Annotated in this window: 20 protein-coding genes and 1 pseudogene; 4 read left to right on the top strand and 17 right to left on the bottom strand. The window is 51.6% G+C overall.

The genetic code is table 11. The features are described from left to right. From NSS88_RS10240 to NSS88_RS10215, 6 genes are all read right to left on the bottom strand, one after another. Positions 1–732, bottom strand: coding sequence for an N-acetyltransferase (locus NSS88_RS10240; protein ID WP_033014903.1), 732 nt, complete (start codon positions 730–732; stop codon positions 1–3). Between the two features lie 17 nt (positions 733–749). Beyond that, positions 750–2,063, bottom strand: a complete 1,314-nt coding sequence (locus tag NSS88_RS10235) for a nucleotide sugar dehydrogenase (RefSeq protein ID WP_232854581.1) — start codon at positions 2,061–2,063, stop codon at positions 750–752. Between the two features lie 15 nt (positions 2,064–2,078). Further along, positions 2,079–3,092 carry a Gfo/Idh/MocA family protein gene (locus NSS88_RS10230; RefSeq protein ID WP_013524681.1) on the bottom strand — a complete coding sequence of 338 codons (1,014 nt, stop codon included), beginning with the start codon at positions 3,090–3,092 and terminating at the stop codon, positions 2,079–2,081. Next, the gene (locus NSS88_RS10225) at positions 3,089–3,826 is read right to left on the bottom strand and encodes a lipopolysaccharide biosynthesis protein (protein ID WP_341085382.1); all 738 of its coding nucleotides are present in this window, start codon (positions 3,824–3,826) and stop codon (positions 3,089–3,091) included. The genes NSS88_RS10230 and NSS88_RS10225 overlap by 4 nt, the downstream gene beginning before the upstream one ends. Positions 3,827–3,944: 118 nt before the next feature. Further along, positions 3,945–5,063, bottom strand: coding sequence for a DegT/DnrJ/EryC1/StrS family aminotransferase (locus NSS88_RS10220; protein ID WP_033014895.1), 1,119 nt, complete (start codon positions 5,061–5,063; stop codon positions 3,945–3,947). Positions 5,064–5,299: 236 nt separating this feature from the next. Further along, the gene (locus tag NSS88_RS10215) at positions 5,300–6,382 is read right to left on the bottom strand and encodes a glycosyltransferase family 4 protein (RefSeq protein WP_328058484.1); all 1,083 of its coding nucleotides are present in this window, start codon (positions 6,380–6,382) and stop codon (positions 5,300–5,302) included. A 266-nt stretch (positions 6,383–6,648) separates the two neighbouring features. Between NSS88_RS10215 and secA2 the strand changes: the two genes are divergently transcribed. The 3 genes from secA2 (at position 6,649) to NSS88_RS10200 (ending at position 11,747) form a co-directional block, all read left to right on the top strand. Then, entirely contained in the window at positions 6,649–9,042 is a 2,394-nt protein-coding gene (gene secA2, locus NSS88_RS10210) for an accessory Sec system translocase SecA2 (RefSeq protein ID WP_341084316.1), read from the top strand. Positions 9,043–9,177: 135 nt separating this feature from the next. Continuing rightward, positions 9,178–10,458, top strand: a complete 1,281-nt coding sequence (locus NSS88_RS10205) for an IS110 family transposase (protein WP_055358439.1) — start codon at positions 9,178–9,180, stop codon at positions 10,456–10,458. Between the two features lie 395 nt (positions 10,459–10,853). Next, entirely contained in the window at positions 10,854–11,747 is an 894-nt protein-coding gene (locus NSS88_RS10200) for an accessory Sec system S-layer assembly protein (RefSeq protein WP_049626153.1), read from the top strand. Between the two features lie 172 nt (positions 11,748–11,919). Here the strand turns inward: NSS88_RS10200 and NSS88_RS10195 are convergent, their stop codons facing one another. From NSS88_RS10195 to NSS88_RS10175, 5 genes are all read right to left on the bottom strand, one after another. Then, complete coding sequence (locus tag NSS88_RS10195) at positions 11,920–13,332, bottom strand: S41 family peptidase (RefSeq protein WP_341084310.1); 1,413 nt, start codon at positions 13,330–13,332, stop codon at positions 11,920–11,922. A 31-nt stretch (positions 13,333–13,363) separates the two neighbouring features. Then, positions 13,364–14,104 carry a hypothetical protein gene (locus NSS88_RS10190; protein WP_055358531.1) on the bottom strand — a complete coding sequence of 247 codons (741 nt, stop codon included), beginning with the start codon at positions 14,102–14,104 and terminating at the stop codon, positions 13,364–13,366. A 163-nt stretch (positions 14,105–14,267) separates the two neighbouring features. Continuing rightward, positions 14,268–14,669 carry a hypothetical protein gene (locus NSS88_RS10185; protein WP_049624559.1) on the bottom strand — a complete coding sequence of 134 codons (402 nt, stop codon included), beginning with the start codon at positions 14,667–14,669 and terminating at the stop codon, positions 14,268–14,270. A gap of 173 nt (positions 14,670–14,842) precedes the next feature. Beyond that, positions 14,843–16,801 carry a phosphodiester glycosidase family protein gene (locus tag NSS88_RS10180; protein ID WP_055358530.1) on the bottom strand — a complete coding sequence of 653 codons (1,959 nt, stop codon included), beginning with the start codon at positions 16,799–16,801 and terminating at the stop codon, positions 14,843–14,845. Positions 16,802–16,956: 155 nt separating this feature from the next. Further along, a complete protein-coding gene (locus NSS88_RS10175; RefSeq protein WP_341084306.1) occupies positions 16,957–18,189 on the bottom strand; it encodes a CAP domain-containing protein in 1,233 nt (410 codons plus the stop codon). Positions 18,190–18,411: 222 nt separating this feature from the next. On the opposite strand from NSS88_RS10175, the gene NSS88_RS10170 reads away from it, so the two are divergent. Next, a complete protein-coding gene (locus NSS88_RS10170; RefSeq protein ID WP_049626222.1) occupies positions 18,412–19,155 on the top strand; it encodes a hypothetical protein in 744 nt (247 codons plus the stop codon). A gap of 352 nt (positions 19,156–19,507) precedes the next feature. On the opposite strand, the gene NSS88_RS10165 is transcribed toward NSS88_RS10170, so the two are convergent. The 6 genes and pseudogenes from NSS88_RS10165 to NSS88_RS10140 form a co-directional block, all read right to left on the bottom strand. Continuing rightward, positions 19,508–20,419, bottom strand: coding sequence for a nucleotidyl transferase AbiEii/AbiGii toxin family protein (locus tag NSS88_RS10165; protein WP_049626221.1), 912 nt, complete (start codon positions 20,417–20,419; stop codon positions 19,508–19,510). Then, positions 20,419–21,027 (bottom strand): type IV toxin-antitoxin system AbiEi family antitoxin domain-containing protein, encoded by a 609-nt coding sequence (locus tag NSS88_RS10160; RefSeq protein ID WP_025951212.1) that lies wholly within the window; start codon positions 21,025–21,027, stop codon positions 20,419–20,421. Before NSS88_RS10160 ends, NSS88_RS10165 begins: the two co-directional genes overlap by 1 nt. A gap of 213 nt (positions 21,028–21,240) precedes the next feature. After that, positions 21,241–22,380 (bottom strand): annotated as a pseudogene (locus tag NSS88_RS10155) (alpha-amylase family glycosyl hydrolase); the annotation flags it as partial. Positions 22,381–22,540: 160 nt separating this feature from the next. Next, complete coding sequence (locus NSS88_RS10150; protein WP_049626219.1) at positions 22,541–23,596, bottom strand: RNA-guided endonuclease TnpB family protein; 1,056 nt, start codon at positions 23,594–23,596, stop codon at positions 22,541–22,543. Positions 23,597–23,734: 138 nt separating this feature from the next. Further along, positions 23,735–24,103, bottom strand: coding sequence for a PIN domain-containing protein (locus NSS88_RS10145; RefSeq protein ID WP_025949135.1), 369 nt, complete (start codon positions 24,101–24,103; stop codon positions 23,735–23,737). Continuing rightward, positions 24,090–24,332, bottom strand: coding sequence for a hypothetical protein (locus tag NSS88_RS10140; RefSeq protein WP_025949136.1), 243 nt, complete (start codon positions 24,330–24,332; stop codon positions 24,090–24,092). The genes NSS88_RS10145 and NSS88_RS10140 overlap by 14 nt, the downstream gene beginning before the upstream one ends. Positions 24,333–24,689 lie beyond the last annotated feature (357 nt).

Genomic DNA, 24,689 nt, shown 5'->3' with positions numbered 1-24,689 from the left:
TTATAACAACTCCCGCTCGTCGACCATTTTGCTGAAGCGCGCCGGGAATCCTTTCACGACCGTCCTCGGTTCCGTATCTTTTGTGACGAGCGCCCCAGCGGCGACAAACGTCTCTTCCGCCACCGTCACGCCCGGCAGCAAAATCGCTCCGCCTCCGACGCGCGCCCCGCGCTTGACGGTCGCCCCTTTGATTTTGGCGAACCGTTCTTCCGTCCGCCCCATGTAGTTGTCATTGGTCGTCGTGACGCACGGGGCGATGAACACATGGTCTTCGAGCGTCGTGTAGGCCGTGATGTAGGAGTTCGACTGGATTTTCGTCCGATCGCCGATTTGGACGTGGTTTTCGACGCACACCCCGCGCCCGACGATCACATATTGGCCGATGTGCACGTTTTCGCGCACGCTCGCCAAATCAGCGATCAATGTGTAGGCGCCGATCACTGCTCCTCGATAGATGACAGCGTTGGCGCCGATCGTGCAATGGTCGCCGATGACAAGCGGCGGCAGCTCACCCGACAGCTTGACGGTGCTCGTTTTCGCCGGCTTCGGCGGTTTGCCGAGCACCGCTCCGTCGGCGATCGTCACGCCGTCGCCGACGACGGTTCCTTCGTGAATCGTGACGCGATGTCCGATTTTAACGTCGTTTCCGATTTTGACATTCGCCTCGATGACCGTGAAATGGCCGATTTCGACACGTTCACCGCAAACAACAGAGGGATCGACAACGTTCATGGTTTCGTCTCCTTCGCTTACAATTTGACGTATTTGGCCGGTTTCGACACATCTTTCATAGCATTGCGTGTGTCAAACACGACCCGGCTGTGACGAGCGACCATTTCATAGTCGATGTTGGAATGATCCGTCGTAATCAAGACAAGATCTGACTGTGCAAGCAGTTCCGGCGTCAGCTCGACCGTCTCAATCACCCGGTTGCACGCCCGGAACGACGGAACATACGGGTCGACGACGGAAAATTCCGCTCCGTATTGCTCGAGCAGCTCGACGATTTTCAACACTGGCGATTCGCGCACATCATCAATGTCTTTTTTGTAGGCGACGCCGAGCACCGTCACCTTCGAACCGCGCATCGCCTTCCCTTCTTCGTTCAAAATGAGCATTGCGCGATTGACAACGTATTCCGGCATGGCATTATTGATTTCGCCGGCCAGCTCGATCAGGCGCGTATGGTAGTTGTATTCGCGCGCCTTCCATGTCAAATAAAACGGGTCGATTGGAATGCAATGGCCGCCAAGCCCCGGTCCCGGATAAAACGCCATAAATCCGTACGGCTTCGTTTTCGCCGCCTCGATCACTTCCCAAACGTCAATGCCCATCCGTTCGCACAAAATGGCCATTTCGTTCGCCAACGCAATGTTGATATGGCGGAACGTATTTTCAAAAATTTTCTCCATTTCCGCCACCGCCGGACTCGACACTTCGTGGACATCGCCTTCAAGCACAGCTCGATACATGGCCGCTGCCACTTTCGTGCACGTCTTTGTCACGCCGCCGACGACTTTCGGCGTATTTTTCGTCTTAAACTGCTTGTTGCCCGGGTCAACCCGCTCCGGCGAATAGGCAACGAACACCGTTTTCCCGACGACGAGCCCCTTTTTCTCCAGCGCCGGTTTCACGATTTCTTCCGTCGTGCCTGGATAGGTGGTCGATTCCAACACGACAAGCATCCCTTCATGGGCGTATTTAGCGATTTCCTTCGCCGAGTTTTCGACGTAGGACGTATCCGGCTGATGATGCTCATCGAGCGGGGTCGGCACCGCGATCGCCACGGCATCGACTTCCGCGATCCGGGCGTAATCGGTCGTCGCCACAAGCCGCCCTTGTTTGACCATCTCATGCAAATCTTCATCGACGACATCGCCGATGTAGTTGATCCCATTGTTCACTTGATCGACGCGGCTTTGTTGGATGTCAAAGCCAATGACATGAAACCCTGCTTTTGCTTTTTCGACTGCCAGCGGCAACCCGACGTAGCCAAGCCCGACCACGCCGATGACCGCGTCGCGTTTCTCAAACTTTTTCAACAGCCGTTCCGCGTAGTTCATTCCTCTCATTCCTTTCTACTCAGATAGTTGCACTCTTGTCCCCGTTTCCGCCGAACGCAAAATCGCTTCGATCAGCCGAACAGGAGCCAATCCGTCCAAACCCGTGACGATCGGCTCGCGGTCTTCGCGAATCGCTTGCACCATATCTTCAATGATCCATTGGTGCCCCGGCTTGCCAAACGGGTCGGCGTTGATCTCATCGATGAGCTTTGCCCGTTCTTCCTCGCTGACGCCTTCCGCTTCCCACGTTTCGATAAAGTTGGCCGTCCGGCCGCCGATTTTCACTGATGCCGTTTCGCCGAAAATGGCGATCGATTCCTCCAAGTTTTGCGGATAAATCGTCGTCGCTGCCTCAATGACGCCAAGCGCCCCGCTTTCAAACTCGACGACCGCCGCCGCGACGTCTTCCGTCTCAATCTTGCGCAGACGGGTCGCCGCCATCGCTTGCACCGCCTTGACCGGCCCCATCAGCCAAAGCAGCAAATCCAAATTGTGAATGGCTTGATTCATCAAGACGCCGCCGTCAAACTCTTTCGTCCCCCGCCACGCCGCCTGGTCATAATAGGCTTGATTTCGATTCCAGCGCACCGTGGCGTTCGCATGGCTCAGTTTTCCGAACATCCCACGCTCCATCGCCTCTTTCAGCTTCCGAATAGCCGGACGGAAGCGGTTCGGATGAACGACCGCGAGCTTCACGTCGTATTCTTTCGCCGCGCGGATCATCTCTTCAGCGTCGCTCACACGGAGCGCCATCGGCTTTTCCACAATGATATGACGGCGATAGCGGGCCGCCAGCTTGGCCAGCCGCGCGTGCAATCCAGACGGAACACAAATGTTGACGACATCGATCTGTTCGTTCTCCTTCAACATCGTCTCCATATCAGTGTAAACAGGAACGTCCGACACGTCGCGCAAACGTTCCGGATTCGTGTCGCACACTGCCGCCAGCTCGGCGCCGTCCGCCTTTTCAATGGCATCGATATGTTTTTTGGCGATATGCCCCATGCCGACAATGGCAAAACGGATCATGAAGAATAGTACCTCCTCGCGTCCAATATATACTTCCAAAGCACGAGCCAAACGACCGTCAAAAACAGGCCGAGGACAAGGCCGACGGCCATCAGCTGCCCCGTATACGTTTTCGATTTCGCCACCGTTTCCGACAACACGGCCGGTTTTTCGTAAAAGACAAGATTGCCGCGGATGCGATTGACACGCTCCATCACTTCAGTCAAGTTGTTTTCCGACTCGACCAACAAGTCGCTGATGTCATGGAGCTGTTCTGGGTTCAAGCGGCCCGACTGTATTTGTTCGCTATAATAATCGACTTTTTGCTGCAAGGCGCGCTCCCGTTCTTCCAGCGCATGCAAGTATTTCGTGGTGACATCAATCCGCTCTTGCGAATGGCGCTTGAGCTCCTGGCTGTATTCCGACACAACAAGCTTCAATTCTCGACTCACGTCTTGTTCATCGTCGCCTTTGACCGTGATTTGCACGTACTGTTCTTCAGGAACGACGACATCCAAGTTTTTCACATCTGGAAACTTCGCTTCTATATTTTTCGGATCCGTCAACTCTTTTACACCAATCGATCCGGTAAACACGACAGCTTTCCCCGTATACTTCTCCCCCTGCAGCAAAAGCCGCCCTGCGATGACGGTCAACACGATCGTCGCAAGCGGAACAACAAGAAACCACCATTTTCGCTGCCAAAAAAAGCGCAAATATTCGTACAGCACAAACGGTCGTTTTTCCGCCGTCAATCCGGCCACCACCCCTTATCATAAAATAACAAAGTGTTGTGAACAAAACAAATGATCCAACGCCAAAGGAAACGCCATTGCTGTGCGCAAGTGACGTTTCCTTTGGCCGGTTGGACGATCAAGCGAAATGACGGTAAAATTCCGCGATTTTCTCGACGACGTACTGTTGCTGCTCCTCTTTCAGCTCTGGGAACATCGGCAGCGACAGCGCTTCTTTCGCCGCTTTTTCCGCCTCCGGCAACTGCCCTTCCTTATACCCGAGCGAAGCAAACACCGGCTGCAAATGCAGCGGCAGCGGATAGTACACCATCGTCGCGATCCCCTGTTCTTTCAAAAACGCTTGCAACTCGTCGCGCTTCGGCGCTCGAATCGTGTATTGATGGAACACATGATAGCGACCGTCGACTTCTTTCGGCGTCACAACAAGGTCGCCGACCGCCTCCTCGAGCAGGCGCGTATACGTCGCCGCATGCTTGCGCCGCTGTTCCGTCCACCGATCCAGATGCGGGAATTTGACGCTTAAAATCGCCGCTTGCATCTCATCGAGGCGGCTGTTGTAGCCAAGTACATGATGGTAATATTTCGGCTTGCTGCCATGAACGCGGATGACCCGGCATTTTTCGGCCAGTTCGTCATCATTCGTAATGATCATGCCGCCATCCCCATAGGCGCCCAAGTTTTTCGTCGGGAAGAAACTGTACGTCGCCGCCGTCCCAAGCTCGCCAACGCATTTCCCGTTGTATTTCGCGCCGATCGCCTGGGCGGCGTCCTCAATGACAACCAATCCATGCCGCTTGGCAATCGCGGCAATCGCCTCCATATCCGCCATTTGCCCGTACAAATGCACCGGGATGATGGCTTTCGTCTTCTCCGTCACCGCCGCTTCAACTTGCGCTGGATCGATGTTGAACGTCACCGGATCGATATCGACAAACACCGGTTTGGCGCCGGCCCGCGCAATCGATCCTGCCGTCGCGAAAAAGGTGAACGCCGTTGTGATGACTTCATCGCCCGGCCCGACGCCGGCTGCTTGCAAAGCAATATGTATCGCATCGCTTCCGTTGCCACAGCCGATTCCGTGTTTCGCCCGGCTGTAGGCAGCAATATCTGCTTCTAGCTTTTTGACATAATCTCCTAAAATAAAGCGAGAGGAGCGCATCACTTCATCCAATACGCGCATGATCTCCGGCTTCAATTGTTCATACTGTTCGCTTAAATCCAACATTGGCACGTTCATCGCAAGTTCCTCCGAATCCAAAAAATATGTAGAATAACCATGTTTAGTTTATCATATTTTTGCGTCAATATATAATGACAGTTTTGTGGCAATCTTGGCCTTGCCGCAAAAAAATCAGCGAAGGAACGGCAGAAGCTGCATAAACAACGAAAAAGAAGGGCATAATTTTCCAAAGACGGGGCATTCCTGAAAAAAGCCGTTTGTCCCTTTCATGGCACAAACGGCTCATTTGCTATTTATCGGTCATTTCCGTATACTTTTCGGCTTCCCCGAAGCATCTTACGAATAAAAGTCATAAACGGTTTGTACTGATCATTGACCAAGCCGATCAGTTCAGCCAGCAGTTCCACGAAGACGATCAAGGCAAAGACGATGAGAATGGACTGCCATAACGTCGAGGCGGAGAACAAAATCGCGCTGATGGCAAACATCAAGCCAAACGCATAAATGAGCAGCACCGTGTTGCGATGCGAAAAGCCAAGGGCCAGCAGCCGATGATGAAGATGCAACTTATCCGGCGCCGAGATCGGCCTTTTATTCACAATGCGGCGAATAATGGCAAATGTCGTATCGAAAATCGGCACACCCAAAATGATCACCGGAACGACGAAGCTGAAGAGCGTCACGCTTTTGTAAAGCCCTAGCACCGACAGGACGGAAATCGCATATCCTAAAAACAACGCGCCGGTATCCCCCATGAAAATTTTCGCCGGGTGGAAATTGTAAAACAAGAACGCGATGACGCTGCCTAAGAGGATCAAGCAGAGCGTGAAAATGAGCATTTTGCCTGCCATGCCCGCCATAACGGCAATGGCCGCAATCCCAATGGCGGAAATGCCCGCGGACAATCCATCCAATCCATCGATCAAGTTGATGGCGTTCGTAATCGCGACAATCCAAAATATCGTGATCGGGTAGCTCCACAGCCCCAACTCAAACGTGCCGACAAACGGAACGGTCAAAAGATCGACCTTCAGCCCGGAAGCAACAACGACGAACGCCGCCAGCAGCTGGCCGGCCAGCTTCACTTTTGGCGACAGCTCGTACAAATCGTCGAGCATCCCGACGAGCACGATGATGATGGCGCCGACCGTCATCCCCGTCACTTGCTCTTTATACACCCCGCCGACAAAATAGCCGACGGCGACACCGATAAAAATGGCCAATCCGCCAAGCCTTGGCATGACTTTTGTATGCACTTTTCTCCCGTTCGGCCGATCGACCGCGCCAATTTTGACCGCGAGTTTAATCACGAACGGGGTGATGACCAATACTGTGATAAACGAAGCCAAACATGCGGAAAATGCTTCCATATTCATATGCAATCACCTTGGCCTTATAAAATCGCGGAAACACACATCATCTTTATGTTACCATATACGATGAGTAAATCAATCTTTTTTTACACCCCTTTTTTGTCCCCAAGGATGGAAAATTTCTTTTTCCCTTGCCGCGAGAAGCTCGAGCGCCAATCCGGCGAACGATTCCACATTTTACATCCTCCCTCCACAGGAAACATCTTGTGCTATAATTAGGTTTAAAGCACTTGGTGTGAATCATGCCTGTCTAGGAGAGGAATGGACATATGTTTGCAAAAGTAAAGCAACTATTTGACGAAAGCGCGCGAGACGTGCAGCGTCTTGCCAAGCTGGCGGCGCAAATCAATGAATGGGAACCAACCATTTCTTCGCTGAGCGATGAACAACTGCGCCAAAAAACGGTTGTCTTCAAAGAACGGCTCGAACGCGGCGAGACGCTCGATGACATAAAAACCGAGGCGTTTGCCGTCGTCCGGGAGGCGGCGCGGCGCGTGCTCGGTCTGCGCCATTACGACGTGCAACTGATGGGCGGATTGGCGATGCATGAAGGAAACATCGCCGAAATGCAGACCGGGGAAGGAAAGACGTTGGCGGCCACTTTGCCAAGCTACTTGCACGCCCTCCTTGGAAAAGGCGTCCACATTATTACGGCCAACGAATATTTGGCGCGCCGGGACTGCGAACAAATGGGCCGTGTGTTCCGCTTTCTCGGCTTAACCGTCGGCCTGAATTTGTCGCAAATGACGGCCAGCGAGAAAAAAGAAGCGTACGCGGCCGATATCACGTACGGCACCGGCACCGAGTTCGGCTTTGATTATTTGCGCGACAACATGGTGTACCGCCTCGAAGATAAAGTGCAGCGCCCGCTGTATTACGCCATCATCGATGAAATCGACAGCATTTTAATCGACGAAGCGCGCACCCCGCTCATTATCGCCAATAAGTCGGGAATCGGAGCCGAATTGTTCCCGATTATGGCGCGCATCGTCCGCACCTTCGAAGAAGGAAAAGAGTATGAACGGTCTTTGGAGACGAAACAAATTTTCCTCACCGAAGAAGGGGCGCAAAAAATCGAGCGGGCGTTTGGCATCGACAATCTATACGACTGGGAGCATCACGTGCTGCTCCATCATGCGATGCAGTCGCTGCGCGCTTGGTTTATCATGCGGCGGGATGTCGATTACATCGTCAAAAACGGCAAAGTGATGATCGTTGACCCGTTCACCGGCCGGGTGATGGAAGGACGCTCGTTCAGCGACGGCCTGCATCAAGCCATTGAAGCGAAAGAAGGTGTGGAAATCACCGAAGAAAACGACATCCAAGCCACGATTACGATCCAAAACTATTTTCGCATGTATGAGAAGCTAGCCGGGATGACCGGCAGCGCTACGCCGTCGAAAGAAGAATTTTGGCAAACGTACCGGCTGCGCGTGATTACGATTCCGACAAACCGGCCATCCCGCCGCACCGACTGGGACGACCTCGTCTACCAGACGTACGAGGCGAAAGTACGGAAAATTATCGACGAAGTGAAAAAAATGAATGCCATCGGCCGTCCCGTTCTCATCGGTACGACATCGGTCGCACAGTCGGAACGGTTGTCAGCGGCGTTTTCGAAAGCAGGCATCCCTCACCACCTGCTCAATGCCAAAACGGAGGAAGAAGAAGCGCGCATCATCGCGACCGCCGGGCAAAAAGGGCAAGTGATGATCGCGACCAATATGGCCGGGCGCGGGACCGACATTTTGCTTGGAGAAGGCGTCAAGGAACTTGGCGGGCTGCACATCATCGGCACAGAGCGGCATGAAAGCCATCGCATTGATATGCAGCTGCGCGGCCGGGCAGGACGCCAAGGGGATCCGGGGTCTTCCCAGTTTATCATTTCGCTGGAGGATGATTTATTTCAGCTGTACGATCAAGAGGAACTGGAAAAATGGCGAAGCAAAGTCAAGACGGATGAAACCGGGCTCATCGTGTCGCCCGACCCGATCAAGTTCGTCCAAAAAGTGCAAACAACGATCGAAAACGCCCATTATTCGGCGCGATTGCATTTATTGAAATTGGACACCGTGATCGACCAACAAAGCAAAGTCATCTACCATATGCGTGATCGCGTCTTGGCGCTAAAGCAAGCAGAGGTGCTGTCCGAGCTCCTTCGGCACATTCAGCGTTATATCACGCAAACGATCGACCGTTATTGTCCGAAAAACGTCTTTTTTGAAGAGTGGAACATCGAAGGACTGCACAACGAGCTGCGCCGTGCCTTTTTCCGGTTTGCCTATCCGATTGATGATCTTCGCCATAAGCAAAAAGAAGAAATCGCCCAACTTGTTTGGGACGAATACCAATCGCTTGAAGCGGCGCTCGCCGATCTTCCGTGCGACGAAGAACAAACGATGCGGCTTAAGCATTTGATGGTTGAAACCATCGACGCCCACTGGATTCGCCACTTAAATCAACTGAATGTATTAAAAGAGGGGATTCATTTGCGCAGCTACGGCCAAGAGGATCCGTACCGCGCCTTTGAAATGGACGCCTACCGCGAATTCGTCGCGCTGCAGCAAGCGATCGACGCCGGCATTTGCACGACAGCCATGAACTATTTGAAAAGCCAGTTTGTCATCGATGACGAAGCGGCCGCCGCCGCGAACGAACCATAACCGCGGCGCAGCACGCCGCCTCGTAAAGGAGCATTCCCGTTAGGAGCTTTTCCGGGGACTTGATCAAAAAAAGCCCTCTTGGTATGATGCAGGGGTGTCAAACAATACCTACCATCATGCCAAGGAGGACTTCAGATGAATTGTACACAAAACTATAAAATTGATCAAGTTACGGAACAAACGCTTGTCGTGGGCATCGATATCGCGAAACGAACCCACTACGCCTGCTTCGTGGATGACCGGGGGCGCGTGCTTCGCAAGTCGTTCCCGATCTTCCAGTCGAAAGAGGGGTTTCAGCAGCTGTATAAAGCGATTCAGGAGGCGATGCAAGCGTTTGGGAAGTCAGAGGTGATCGTCGCGGTGGAGCCGACCGGGCACTACTGGTTGAACCTGGCCTACTTCCTCGAGGAGCACGGGATCCCGTTGGTCATGGTCAACCCGGCGCATGTGTGCCGGTCGAAAGAACTTGATGACAACCTGCCGACGAAACACGACGCCAAAGACGCCCTGGTCATTGCCAGACTGGCAAAAGACGGACGATTCCTCGTTCCCCGGCTGCTGCACGAGATTGAAGCCGATTTGCGCGTGGGAAGCACGCTCAAAGAGAAGCTCCGCAAGGAACAGACGGCGGTGAAAAACGCGATCGTCCGCTGGACGGATCGGTATTTTCCAGAGTTTTGGACCGTGTTTCGTGACTTGGGGAAAACGGCGCTTTCGGTGTTGGAGTGGACGCCGCTTCCGGCTGATATGGCCGGCCGGACGGTGGAGGAGCTTCTTGAGGTGTACCGGCAAAGCGAAGGGATGAAATGCCCGCAGAAGGCCAAAATTCAGGCGTTGATCAACACCGCGAAGGACTCGATTGGGGTGACGGAAGGGACAGCGATGGCCCGGTTTGAGATCGCCGCGCTCGTCCGCCGATACCGCCAATTGGAGGCGGAGATCGCTGCACTGGACGCCGAGTTGAAGGCATTGGTTCAAACGACGATGGAGTACCAATGGTTGAAAACGGTCGACGGGTTGGGAGACGCCACGATCATCGATCTGCTGGCGGAGATCGGCAGCTTCGCCCATTATCGGGACCCGCGCCAATTGGTGAAGTTGGCGGGCCTGACGCTCAAGGAGAACTCCTCCGGCCAGCGCAAAGGGCAAAAGCACATCTCCAAACGGGGACGGAAACGGCTGCGCTCGGTGCTGTTTCGGGCGATGATTCCGCTGATTCGGCACAACGAGGCGTTTCGCGAGCTGCATGAGTATTATACGACCCGATCCGTCAATCCGCTGACCGGAAAGCAGTCCATCGTCGCCTTGTGCCGGAAGCTGTTGAATGTGCTGTTTGCGATTTGTACGAAGAAACAAGCGTTTGACGCGGAGCGAATGAAACAGGACGTCTTGTCCCAGGTGCAACGGGCGGCCTAAGGCCTCCCCCTGCGAACGGAAGAATCGTTGGACAACGAGATGACACCGGAGAAGCTGGCGTGATTTCATCCATTCGACCTTGAGTCCCTAAAGGAGCTTGGCCGGCCTCCGCCTGATGACGAGACCGAACGAGGGAATGTTGGCGCGAAGACGCCCGGAGACATGGGAGGGTTCGTCCTCATCAGCGACGCGGAGATCCAAAGGGTGCATCGAATATGCTTCCCCCCCACGGCAGGAAAATATCCCCAGCCGCGACCGCGAAGCGCACCCTAGGTCTGTAAGATATCCACAAAACTGAAAAAGGATGTAAGGGATTTTGTCGAAAAATATTTTTTGGACACCCCTGAGGGGCCGAAAAGCCTTGATAAATCAACATTTCTAGAGGGAGGTTCCCTATGATTTTCCGACGAAAACAACGCACGCAACCGGAAGCCGAGCTGCCGGCGCAACATGTCAAACAGCCGGAGGTCGGAACGAAAACGACGCTGTCGTTTCATCCGGACTGGCAGCTGTCTCCGGAAGAAACGTACGTCTATCGCTTTTACCACGAACAGCTGCCGCCGCTTCAGCCAAACCAAATTTCCATTTCCGGCGTCAAGCTGGTCGAATACAACGATGGGTTTGTCGCTGTCGCCATTTTGCGCAACACGCTGCCGAAGCCGGTTCGCTTTGAACGAATCCGCCTGTTGCTGCTTGACGAGGATGGCACGGCGATTGCCCGCAAAGAGTTTGATATGAGCGCTTTCGGCGAACTGCCGCCAATGACGGCCCGCCCGTGGCGGTTTTTGTTCGCCGCCGAGGACAAGCTCGTCGATCAGTTGCCTCAAGATGGATGGAAGATCGCCTTTGAACTGACACCGCGGCATCGGCTCGATCTAGAGGAAAGCTGGGAGCAGACGCTGTCGGCCAAGCAGCGCCAACAGCTGCAAGCCCTCGTTGACTCGGTTCCGCCTCCCGCTCCCGGAGAGGTGAACTTCATGGGCATTGAAGCGAAACAGCTGCCTTCCGGTGAACTAGGCGTCACGTTGCTCATTCGCAACGGCAGCGACAAACATATCCATTTTGAACAAATCCCGCTTGAAGTGCGGGATTATGCTGGCGATATCGTCGCCCGCGGATTATTTCCGTGCCATCTGGAAGTGAAAGCCCACACCAGCAAACCATGGACGTTCCTCTTCCCACCGGAATTGCTGCGCAAAGCAGAACCGGATTGGACGTCCTGGAAGGTGACGATCCCATCCTCCCCGGCACAGAGCGAAAAGCAAGAAACGCAATCAAGCGAGGAGTAACCGGCAAAAAGCTGGCCCCCATGGTCGCCAAACGACCGATGGAGGCCAGCTTTCTTTGCATCGTTCCGTTCAAAACGACCGCGCTCCCGTTGTCCGTTGAGCCTTAGACGCAACAGCCGAACATTGCATCATCAAGAACGACGGCTATCCAACCCATCTCGACGGGAGGGCCTTATTTCGTAGAAGCAGCGGTTTGAATCTCCATGTAAGCACCTTTTTTCATCGCCACGCCGTCTTTGCTTTTCAACACCGGCGGAATGACCAATAAATAGCTCTGCCCTTTGGCCAGCTTCGCTGCCGGTTTGATCAAAAGCTCCGTCCCCCGGCGGATTTGCGCCGTCACCGCCGCTTCCCGTCCGCCTAATTGATACAATTTTACTCCGCTTACCGCGGTATTGGCGAGCGGACGAGAGAAGCGGACGACAAACGTCTTATCGACCGGCGCATTGCGCAGCTTGCCGAGCGACTGATACCCTTTCAGCTGGCCAATCAGCAAATCGCGGTGAGCGGCATACAGCTCTTTCCCAACAACCGTCGGCACATCCGGCTTCACCCCAACATGATGAATCGGCGTCCCTTTTGGCGAGAAAAAGTGGGCGACGGTCAACTTCAACATGCTGCCGTCCGACAGCTCAAACATTTCCTGCATCGATCCTTTGCCAAACGTCCGTTGCCCATACAAAACGGCCGCCTTTTGCTCCTTCACCGCCGCCGCCAACATTTCCGACGCGCTCGCGCTCGACGCGTTGACAAGCAGCCGGATCGGACCCGCCATTTGCACCGGCTGTTTGACAGCGGCATACACTTCTGGGTGATTCGAACGGTCGCGCAACTGAAACGCCTGTTTCACATTCGGGAAAAAGCCGGCGATTTGCTGCGCCGTTTCCACATATCCCCCCGGATTGTCGCGGAGGTCAAAAATCCACCCTTTCACCCCGCTTAACGAGCGAATGGCGCGTTCGATCTCAGCAGGCGCTGTCTCATCAAAACTATATAGCTGAATATAGCCGATATTCCCTGCCAGCCGTTTGAACTCCACGTTCGGCCAGTCGATTTTTTCCTGCTTGATGGTGACGCTGACGGTTTCCTCGGTCGACGGCCGCCAAACGGTTACGGCCACCGTCGTTCCTTCTTCCCCTGCGATCAAGCTCAATACTTTTTCCATTGTCTCATTCGTTACCGGCTGCCCGTCAACAGCCTGAATCACATCGCCCGGCTGCAGTCCGGCGCGGGCGGCTGGCCCATTGTCCAAGACAGACATGATGTGGACGCCGTTCTCATCTTCCTCAATCATCACGCCGATGCCGACAGACTCCATATCAATCCACTTCAAAAATTCCTCGTATTCTTCCTTTGTCATATAGGCAGAATACGGGTCAAGCTGTTTGACAATATCTTGCGGGGTGCTCGCCTTCAGCACTTGATCGCTCACTGGTTCCACATAATACTGGCGGACAATTTTCCGCACTTCTTCGAGCACCTTCGTTGACGCCGGAGCCGTCGCCGCCTCCGCCGGCGGACTCCAAACCGAAAATGAGGCCGCAAGCAATAGAAGAGCCGCCGTCCATCGCTGAATCACCTTCATATCCGTCTCTCCTCTCCCGACATGCGCCAGTTTATTCGATATCGACATCTAAGACAACCGGCGCTTTAAAATCATCGATATACACCGCCAGCTGCTTGCGCGTCGCCGCATCCACCACGTTTGGCAGCCACCGGTCGCAAAGCGACAGCAACCGCTCCGCCCGCGCGATATCCCCTTCATCATACGCATCAAGCAACTTGTCCATGGCTTTCATAATATTGATGGGATCATACGCGCGCTGCTTGACAGCCAAAGCCGGGCGTTGAAACCATCCTTCCATCTTTTCGCGCAGCGACGCTCCCGGAACGCGGCCGATGAGAATCGCTGTTTTGCGAATTTGATATTCCAGCGGACCGTAGGAATCGTACACAACATCCACATCCCCCGTCCGCAGCGCCCGGTCGACGTTGGCCGTCAAGGCGCGCAATCGCTCCCCGCTTTCGACGGCGCTGATATAGGCGGAAGCCTTTTTCATCGTCTGTTCTCCGGCCGCGATCCGTTTTTCCAACTGCGCCCTTGCCGTTTGTGGACGCACGCGCGCCACTTCTTTTTTTGCCGCCTCATAATCGCGTTTGACTTGGTTGAAGAGACGGTACGGCTTGGACCATTGATTGGCTTTCATCGCCCGCTCAAGCTGGGCGGCATGCTGTTCAAGCCGCTCCACATTCGGGAACGAGGCCGCTTCCGTCTGAACGGCCAACAGTGAAAAAGATAGCCAAAACACCGCCAGCCATCCGATGATGGAAAATGCTTTTCTCCGTTTTCTCCTCACGCTTTCACCTGCTATCTACAAAAATAGTAAACATGTATTTCAATTTTACTGGAAAAGAGGCAAAATGACAATATGCCCTGAAAAAAAATCCAACGTAAGCCCTTCCAAGCATAAATAAGGCTGACTCTTCAGCCACCTTTTTGACTGTCAGAGCCAGCCTTGATCAACGAAAGTGCGGCCAGTTCGTTTGCTGCTGATCCCCGTCGATTTTGCTTAGCGTCCGGTAGCGAAACGGAATGATGGCCTGTTCTGGCTTTCCAAGAAACTCTTTCGCCCATTCGAACGGAATCAAATCGAACTGTTCCTTGTTTTCGGCGATGAAATAGACGCCAACAACTCTCCCTTGTTGATGGAGGTCAATCGTTAAAAAAGCCGGATAATACGTGCCGTCTTGCGCCCACAGCACTGCTTTGGCCGTCACCCGGCCGCCTCCTTCCTCTTCCACATCCGGATTGGCGATTCGCTCCAACACTTTGATCGCCCATCCTTGTTTTTTATATCCTCCGACCAGCTTCGGCGGGTTTTTCCGCAACTGCTCCAACAACGTTTGTTCGTCCATCGTCAAGCTTTTGCCTCCCTTGCGGTTTGCCTATCCACATATATACAATACTTTTCAGAGAAATGCAAATGCCCAGAAGAACAGCATGCAAGGACTTTCTCGATTTCGGAACCCCTATCGATGAGCAACATCCCTTGTTCATTCACCATCCTTCTAGGCAAGCAGGGGAGGCGCGCCCATCAGCGGAAGATGGCGCGAAGGCCGTCGATGTAAATCGCTCCGGCGTTTTTCCGTCCGATATCCGTTTCCATATAACGCACCGGCATCTCCAGCATGAGCGGAAGCGCGACATCGCTAGGCACAGCGGCCTGCACATATTTCCAACCGGTCCAATTGACATGGCGGGCAAAATCGATCCAGATGCGGCGCCCGCTTCCATCCCGCAGCTGGGCGCGCAGCCAATGGCCGCTTCCGTCTCCATACACCCACATGCCAATCGCTTGCGGCCGTTTCGAAATCCAAATCGCTTCCTCCCGACTAGCATAGACGCCGGATGTCCCTGGCATCCCGCGAAAATCATATGAAATTTTCAGCGCCTGCTTTCCTTCTCTCACCTTTTCTGTCGTCCGCTCGACCGCAGCCCCCACATAGTTGACGCCCGATGCATTCCACTTCGACTCCGTTTCAAAGTCATCAAGCACTTCTTCGCTTTCCCCGTTCTCTTGCGTCTCTTTGTACACAACAAGAAGCGCATTCGCCACCGGACGCGCAAATCCATCAGACGGTTTGTTTTCGACTTTGAGCTGCCCGTTTGGCTGGCGGACGACAAAGGTCGAAGAACCGCCGCCATCGAGCGTCATCGCATCGACGGCGCCAAGCTCATACATCAGCTTGGCCAGCTCATTCAATGTCATTCCTTGGCTATGGGCAGGCTGGCGGCCATCGACAACGACGAGCATGACATTTCCGTTCTTGTCAATGCCGACGGCTGTACGCGGATGGACTCCTTCAATCGAAAACGGCTGCACTTTTCCATCCGCCACCAACCGGTATCGGCCGCCGAGCGCTTCTTTCACCCCACTCCATTCGGGCTGGTCATACTGAAGGGAAATTTCCACCGCATCCCCTTCTTTCGCCTGCCGCAAATAGTCGCTCGCCCGGCCATGGCCCGATAGCACGAGCTCTCCAGGCTGGAGCGGTTCATCGCCTTGACCGACTACCACTTTCTTCACCGTTCCGGTGACCGTTCCATTCCCGTTCAACACCCCTTGTACATTCGTCAGCACGACTTCCGTCCCAAGAGCGTTCGTTTTCGTGGAAGCAGCGAAATACGGGGTGTACAAAATCAACTGATGAGCGCGCCGCGGCTTGTTGATGCCATCGACGGGATATGAGCCTCCTTCTCCAATTCGAACGCCAATTTGAACATCTGGGTTTCCAATCATCGGCTTCCCATCAGCGCTGATGCCAAAAATCGTCCGTTCCGCCGCCGGCGTTGTATTCGTCATCACGATCTCTCCCCGGTGCACCATCAAATCGGTCGGCGAACCATCCTCTTTGAAATAATCGCCGTTCACCGCCGCCAGTACGATTCCGTCGCGGCCATCGTACCGTTTTGCCTGCTCAAGCACCGGTTCAATGCCAAGCACTTGATCATTGGACAGCGCCGTCTCAATGGCCAGCCTCTCATTCGACGTATCGATGTCAAGCTTGTACACATGCTGCTTGCCGCGCGTTCCGACGATTTCCATTTCCTCTTTTTCCACCCCGGAGGCGATGCGCGTCGACACCTCCTTTACCACCGTGCCGACCGCCAGTTGTTTCGCTCCGTACCGCCCAGGATTGACAAGCTTCAGCTTCTCCTTTGACGGCGTTTTATACACAACATGCCCTTTGATATTGGTGACGTAATATCCACCGCCAACCCCGTATTGGCCGCCAAACGCCTCGTCATACGAATACACCCGGTACTGTTCTCCAGGCTGCAACACGCGGACAAACGTCAGCGCCCCGTTTTCCCGTTTCCATAGGTTAATCGGTTTCACGATCTCCAATTTTCCAATCTGCCCCTGCACAAGGCGCATGCCTTCCCAGTAGACGACATTCGCTCCGGCATCCGCTTCTGCCGCCTGCAGCGCCGTCCATGCGGCCAACACCGCCCCGACCCCAATGCGGATGATGTTCTTCGCTTTTCCCACTAGTCCTATTTTCCTCTCTTTCTATCATTTTGTTGCCACTGATTCTATTATACGACAAACTTCTACAAAAAGGGGGATCTTTTTCCATTTATCTGGTCAAAAAAATGTCCCAGCACTGCTGGGACGCTCTTGAGAAGCGAAAGGATCATCCGCGGTCACGGAGCATAAAACTCTTGAGAGTAGTAGGGTTGATGAAATGAATTGAACGCCACCCCAACGCCGAGGCGGGTAAAGTCCGGATATAAAAGGTTTTGCCGATGACCGAGCGAGTGCATCCACGCTTCATGGACAAAAATCGCATCGTATTGTCCGTAGGCGATGTTCTCTCCCGCCACGCGATACGCGATGCCACGGCGCTTCAGGCGGTCAAACGGCGACAGGCCTTGCAAGTTCGTATGAGAGAAGTAGTGATGGACCGCCATATCTTCGCTATGTTCACGGGCGGCCGCCGCCGCCTTCGCATCCCACGCGAGCGCCGGAAGCCCGTGCAAGCGGCGCGCCGCGTTTGCTAAATCAAAAATTTGATATTCATAGGCCGTGCGCAGCTCCTCCGTCGGCGTTCCGTAAAACCCGGGCTTTTCATCCTCGAGCGCCCGATTGACGACAAGCACGCCATCCACCCGGTTGTTGTTGTACCGGTCATAAAAGAAGGTGACGTAGCGGCCGTTGACAAGATAGATCCCGTATTCGTCATTTTGAATGTTGTAGACGGCATCCTTTTTTTGGATGAAGGCGAGCGGCCGGCCGTAGCGCGCTTCCACCGCCGTTTTCGCCGTTCCGATGCCCGTTCCTTTTTTCGTTTGGACAATCGGCTGATTCGTGTACATCGCCGCCACCCGATCACGGTCATAGCTCACCAGCAAAAAGTTTTGGTAGCCGCCCTGATCATACGCCTCCCAATATAGGCCGTAGGCGTTTTTCGTCTTCCGCTTCGCCTTGCCGTACATCGCTTCGACCTTCGCGCGCGGATCGCCGATCGCCACCCCGTTCATCGTGACATCGACCATGTTCGCCTTCACTCGCTGCACGCATAAAACAGCGGCCAATTTCTCTTTTGACGGCGTTTCATAGCGGACGCGGGCATCGTTCTTGATCGCATATCCTCGGCCGACATCAAAATAACCGCCGCCCAGCGCGTACACGCGGTACACCGCGCCGCTTGGCAGCGTCTTGACAGCTTTGTTCGACAACCATAGCTCTGTCGGCGCTGTGACCGTCAACCGGCCGATTTGCCCGGGCTTCAGTTCAGCACCGTCCCACCACACTTTTTCCGTTCCGACAAGCTCCCCGCAATCCTCCGCTTTAACCGTTGATGAACTGGGCATCAAAAGCCATCCAGCCACAGCCAACAGCATTCCAATTGCCGCCGCCTGCATCCATTTCCTCACTTCCGCCCGCTCCTTCCTTTCTCTTTTTCTTTCATCATAGATGTCTTTCCGTCAAAAGAAAAGAGAAAAAAGAATGATTTCGAAGAAAAAGAGGGTGCTTTGGCGGTGCAAAGGTCAATATTTCGTCAAACAAGATTTCCAACAGACTTGGCTAAAGAGTGAAAGATAGGATAAAATGGATCATATTATTCTTCTATCTTTGTTAAGAGAGGAGCATACTTGATGAAGATCATGAAAAAATTTCTAGCCGTCTCAGCACTAAGCGCCGGAATCCTTCTGTCGCCGTTTCACGCCCACGATGCGCAAGCAAAAGTTTGGTGGAACGGCATGGAATTGGTGCAGGGACAGATCGGCAAGTTGACCGTTTTAAAAGATACCGAGCTTTATAAGTTGCAAGGAGAGAAGAAAGTTTACATAAAAACGTTAAAAGCCGGCGGAACGTACCGCATTTACACGTTTAAACCGGGCATGTTAGGGCTGGGCGGTGGATATTATGTCGATCGCGATGCTCGGGTAAAATACGAAACGCCGTCCAAAGCCAAACTCAATCAAGTCAAAATGGAGCAACTGTTCCGCGGAGTCAAGCTCGGCATGTCCGCTTCTCAAGTCAAGAAGTTGGAAACCGCAAAATTGATCCTACAAGAAAATATAGACGGCGGCCAAGCCTGGGTCTATTCGACTTCTCTTTTTGGATACGATACGCTGCTCGTCTATGGATTTGAGAACGGAAAGCTGGCCTTCTACGGCTACTCGTTCGATGCCGGAAAGGAGTATACAAACGATCAGCTCACAGCGATTTACAACAATCTGAAACAACAGCTCATCACGCTATTTGGAAACAAGTATGAACAGTCCGATTCTACCCAAGGCTACCCGCCTGCACTCGCATTTCACAAAGACGGCCTTGTGATTGCCCTTTCCTATGATGCGGACGGGTTGGCGGTTACGGTCACGAGTGAACAATAACGTGCAAAAAGCGAGGCTGCCCTATTGATTCGGACAGCCTCGCTTTCTTGCTTACTCCCCATTCACCAACTTCAACTTCTCCTTCGACGGCGTTTCGTAGCGGATGTGCGTGTCGATGTCTTACACGTTGTCCGTTCATCTTTGCTTATGCCGTCCAAATTGCCAATCAGCGGCCAGCCAATCCCCATGACCTCGTCGCGAATGAATTCGTCGTACCGCTGAAAAAGCGGTACACGTTGATCACCGTCAGCCAGTTTTTCTTGTCTCGTTTTTGTCAGGCTCTCAAATATTACTGCTCAATTCATGTAGTCTACCCTATGCTTTTCTAATTTTTGAGCTGTTGTCTTCTTCGTTACTCCCATTTAAGAGCCCGGCTATTCCACATTTTCCAATATTCATTTTCTTTTAAAATTGATTCATATACAGGAAAAAGAAAATCTCGAATTTTCTCCATGACGAAGGGAAACTGTAGATCTTCTTTTATACCCGTTCTTTGCAAAAATGCCTTCCACTGTTTGTTTCGGCTCTCATCTTCTGCGAAAGAAGGTGAAAACACAGGATGTTCTTTTTCTAAATTCGTTCGACGTCTTTGAAAGGTTTCAAATATGGCTTCCCATAAGACGCGTCCATCAAAATTCTCGGTTGATAAAAGCATGAAAACATCATAAAAATCCTTCATCCTACTGTTGACAACAGATAGTGAGATCATCGCCTCAAACTTTTCAGCTATTACTGAATAAGTGGAGTAGACTCGAATTTCCGGGGGCTTCATATTTAATAAAGTAGGATACTGCATCTCTTGTGGTTTTGGGATCACGACATCACCAAATCCAATATCCAGTTGCAATTGCTTTTTTATTTTGCCAAGTGCTGCCGGAATTTTAATACGAATTCCTTCATAATCAGCACCCTCCTTAATTCGTTCAGCCGTAATGCCCTTTACATCAAATTCGACTCCATCTTCTTCAGCAGTTAACGTACAAATGGACTCAAACGCAGTTTTGATATATTGAATATCATTTGAAATTTGTCTAGCTAAAAAGTCAATATCTTTGGTTGGCCTAGATTGAAATTGTGTTAAGGAAAATAAAAAGAGACCGCCTTTTAGAACAAATTTATCCCGATAATTAGAAATGGAAAGTCGGTATAGCAACCTTTCTTGAAAATACAACAGTAAAATGAAATCAAAGGTTTTTCCACTTTGTTTGGCAATATTCTTTAGTCTTTCTCCAACTGAAGCAGGTATATTTTTAACATTTCCCATTATAAAAGCACCTCTAAGTATTTTAATAAAACCGTCTTGATGCGCATTTTCTCAGCACATTCCACCAGTTTGCTTATATTTTTTTCAGAACTTTGTAAATAATTTCGCAAACCTTCTTTCATTAAATCGATTCCTATTTTTTCTCTGTATCGAATAATGTCGCAAATCGTTTTTTCACGATTATAAATGCTTATTTTATGGCCGCCTATTTCCACTTCTTCAATTCCATATTCAAACTGTTTTTTTGAAAAATAGAAAATTTTAATTGGCGGATAATCGGGCAAACGGGGTTTCCTTGATTTTCTTTCAATAGCAATTTGGTACTCCCACGGGTTATAAGTGGTTAACTCATAAAAAGACAATGCCGACAAAAGACAAAGAACGCCATTCGGGATCACTTTTGATACTTCAATCACTTCTTCATTTTGATCACTTTCAAATGCAGCATAACGGTACAGCCCACGTTTGATCCTAATGATTTCTCCATTTTGCTCGAACTTTCGAATATAATATTTGCTCACTCCTTCTCTGGTTAAGTCTTCTGTCTTCGCAAATCCTTTTTGACGCATAAAAATATCTTTTATGATTTTGCTTACTTCTTTATTCATTCATGATCACCACTCTTTTCATCTAAACGTCGGCATTTATCACTCATTGCAAACGTTTAATATACTTATTCTCGATTACTCACCATATCCCTCTTTTTTCACCTTAATGCATTCACTTATTATTATATGCCGACCATAAGTAAAATTCCTGCCGTTATTTTCACATATAAAAGCGAGTCTGCCCTATTGATTCGGACAGTCTCGCTTTCTTGCTTACTCCCCATTCACCAACTTCAACTTCTCCTTCGACGGCGTTTCGTAGCGGATGTGCGTGTCGATGTCGGTCACGTAATACCCGCCGCCGACCGCGTACTGCCCGCCGAAGCGCGCGTCATACCCATAGACGCGGTACACTTCCCCAGGCTGTAAGATGCGGACGAACACAAGGCGCCCATCCTTCGCCCGTTTCCATAGATTGATCGGCTTTTGCACTGTCAAGCGGCCGATTTGCCCTTTTTTCAACTCCACGCCATCCCAGTAGACTTTTTTCACTTGGCTTGGAGGAGTGGTTGGCTTTCTCGGTTTCTCTTTTGGTTTCGATGGAGACGGTTTTTGCGGCGGTGCTGATGGAGGCGCTCCGTTTCCCGGAGGAGCTGTGCCGCCCGGCGGAACGCTCCCCCCAGGGGATGTGCCATCCGATGGACCACCGCTGCCCGGAGAGGTGCCGTTGCCTGGCGTTGCCCCTCCGTCATGGGACGGCGTTTCGCTGCCCGGCCAATCGCTTTCCGGAGAATCGCCGTTGCTTGGCGGCGTTGTCAACTTCCCTTCGCGCAATTGCTTCGTTTCTAAATTCAGCACATAATCTTTCGTGTTTTTCGCAATCGCTCCGCCGTCGTTGTTGAAAATGGCTGTTTTGCTTTCAGCCGATGGTTCAATATGAATCGACACTTCTTTTTGATGGCTGGCCGGCGTAAACGTGTACGAGAATGCCATCCGGCCATCAATCGGCACCCGCTCGCCATTGATCGTCAAAACACCGTTTTTAATGACATTGCCCTTGATCGTCACTTGACTCCCTTGTTTTTGCACCTCTTCGATGACGACCGGCATATCGATCCAGCGCAAAATTCGATCTTGCACAATCATCGTATTGTTTCCTTCATTGTGGACCGTCACTTTCAAGTCGGTGCCAATCGCCCCATAGCCGTAGTAGCTCACGTCATCATCGTTGTCGTCCTCACGCGTATGGTCGGCCAACCCCTCTTGATCCCACGATCCGCCTTTCACATACTTATAGGTGATCGTTTCCCCTTCCTGCACCTCGACGGTAAATTGCCAATCGGGCGTCACCGCACCGTTGCGCGACATCTCCCAGGCCCCTGTGTTCCAGCCGTTCAAGCTGTTCGGAATCTTGACACTCCACACGCCTAAAGGCGTGGGATTCTTGGGTCGTTTGCGTCCTCATCCATTTCTGGTTCGGACAACGCAAAAGCTTCAAGGGTGTGCCATCACCCCGTCCCATCGGGTTAGGATGTACCCCGATGGGCGGCGCACCTGTGACCAGTGCGCTAGGTTAGACGGCAAAGCCCGAAATCGCTTTGGCGATGTTGATGGCGCCATTCAAGTCGGCGTGGAGAGTGTATCCGCACCTTTGGCATCGGAAGCGGATGCCATTTCGGTTCGCTTTCTCTTGATGACCACATTGACACGTTTGGCTCGTGTAGGTTGGATTCACCCACTCCACGCGAATGCCTGCCATTTCCGCTTTATAGGCGATCATCGTTTGCAATTGATGGAACGCCCAAGCATGAAGGCTTCGCCCCGCTTCTTTGGCCGATTTTGCCCGTTTCCGAATTCCCGTCAACGCTTCCATCCGAATCACGCCAACACCGTTGGCGAGCGCAGCATTCACGATTTGACGGCTGATTTTGTGATTTTGATCCTTCATCCAGCGGGACTCTTTGCGGCCGATTTTGCGAATCATATGAAGCTTCTTGGCTTGGCCCAGCCTTCGCCGCAAAGCCGCATATCGTCGACGTACAAAGGCGCATTGGTTCCCTTTGAAAAACCATGATTTCGTTCCTACGCTGGCCACGGCGATATAGCGAAGCCCTAGGTCAACCCCCATCACCTTTGTTTCGTGCCGCGGCTTCACGTCAAAGGTGATCGCGATCGCCAAGCACCATTTTTTTCTCTTTTTGTAGAGCTTGGCGGCCCCTTGTTTGGCGGTTCCATCGAGCAGCCGATTCATCCACGCTTCTTGATAGGGGCGCGTGACGACCGGCACGCCGATTCGCTTCTCCAGCGTGGGGAAAGAAACCGTGTAGAACGCTCCTTTCTTTTCCACCTTCACGTTTTGATTGTTAAAGCAACACCAGAATGTCCGGAACTTCTTTGTTTTCTGGTTTTTCTTTTGGGACTTCACTTCTCGAATCGTCTGATTCACGACGGCGCAAGGAAACCGCTGCGACGAAAACGCTTTAAATAATTTGCTCGTCGCTTGATTCAGCTTGGGATGATTCAACAGCCAATTCGCAAACGCGGTATTCACTTCTGTCATCCGTTCGTACATGTCTTGTTTGGCTTTCGTCGGCTTGTGCAGTTCCAGCCTTAGCGTGATCGTCGGCATGGATTCACCTCCTTCTAGCGATGACATGATACCATGTTTTTATAATTATTCAATATTAGTAAAACGACTCACTTTCATCCCACCCCTAAAGGAGTAAGCTTTCCCACTCGCGGGTCTGTAACAAGTATATCATGATGTCTATTCCTCAAGTACCTTGTTCAGCTTCTTATCAAAAGTATATACCTCGTATCCCTTTACTTTATGATAGGCGTACAAAAGGGCATCCACAAAGTCCAGTCGTCTTCTGCCAAACAGAATGAGCGCTTCCTCTACTATCTCGATATCATCCACGTCGATATTATCGTATTTGAACAGTTCTAAAAGAGTATCGCTGATCTCAGCATTTGCGACATTGTACACTTTTTCAAGAACATAGATAACTTCAACGACTACTTCCTTTAGCAATAACACCTTGTTATTTTCAATAATCGTTGCCGCTTTAGCCGACAAATCATCATGATCATTAAGCAGGTATCTTAGAATAATGTTTGCATCAATGATTTTCATATTGATCCACCACAGCTTGAGACCAGGCATCGCTTTCTTGAGCCTGCAAATCCTCATTTTTGTATTTTGACAGAGCCCCTCTTAAGCTCTTTCTTTCTGATTGTTCTGAATTTTCTTCGTCTACATAGGGAAGGATAATGACTTCCACTTTCCTATTTTTTAATGATTCAGGTATATCTATGAACTTTTCTAGATCATTGCTGTTTTTTATTACTCTCACAAAATCCATGCTTCTTCGCTCCTTTCATTGAACGCTCTCCCACCTACGCTTACGCTTCGAGGCGTTCGAGGCGGGAGATGATAAAGCGGAACTCTTTAAACATATTATACCATTTTCATTGTACATTATCACACAAAAATTCAATTGATGAGTCAGTCAAGAATTTATCGGGAAAATCCACAGAATATTCCTCTGTTTATCTGAATGCATGCATTTATTACTATATTCTGATAATAAGTGAAATTCCTACCGTTATGTTCACACTTCATATCGAACGCTTTCACTCATGAAAACGTCATCCACTCCACTTGAAGGAAAAAAGCTGCCTTTAGCCGAAACAGGCATACATCCCTGACGGCTAAGACA

Source organism: Geobacillus sp. FSL W8-1251, from assembly GCF_038005945.1.
GTDB classification, from domain to species: Bacteria; Bacillota; Bacilli; order Bacillales; family Anoxybacillaceae; genus Geobacillus; species Geobacillus stearothermophilus.
The sequence above is the reverse complement of the archived record's forward strand: the minus strand, read 5'-3'. Positions and strand labels throughout refer to the sequence as shown.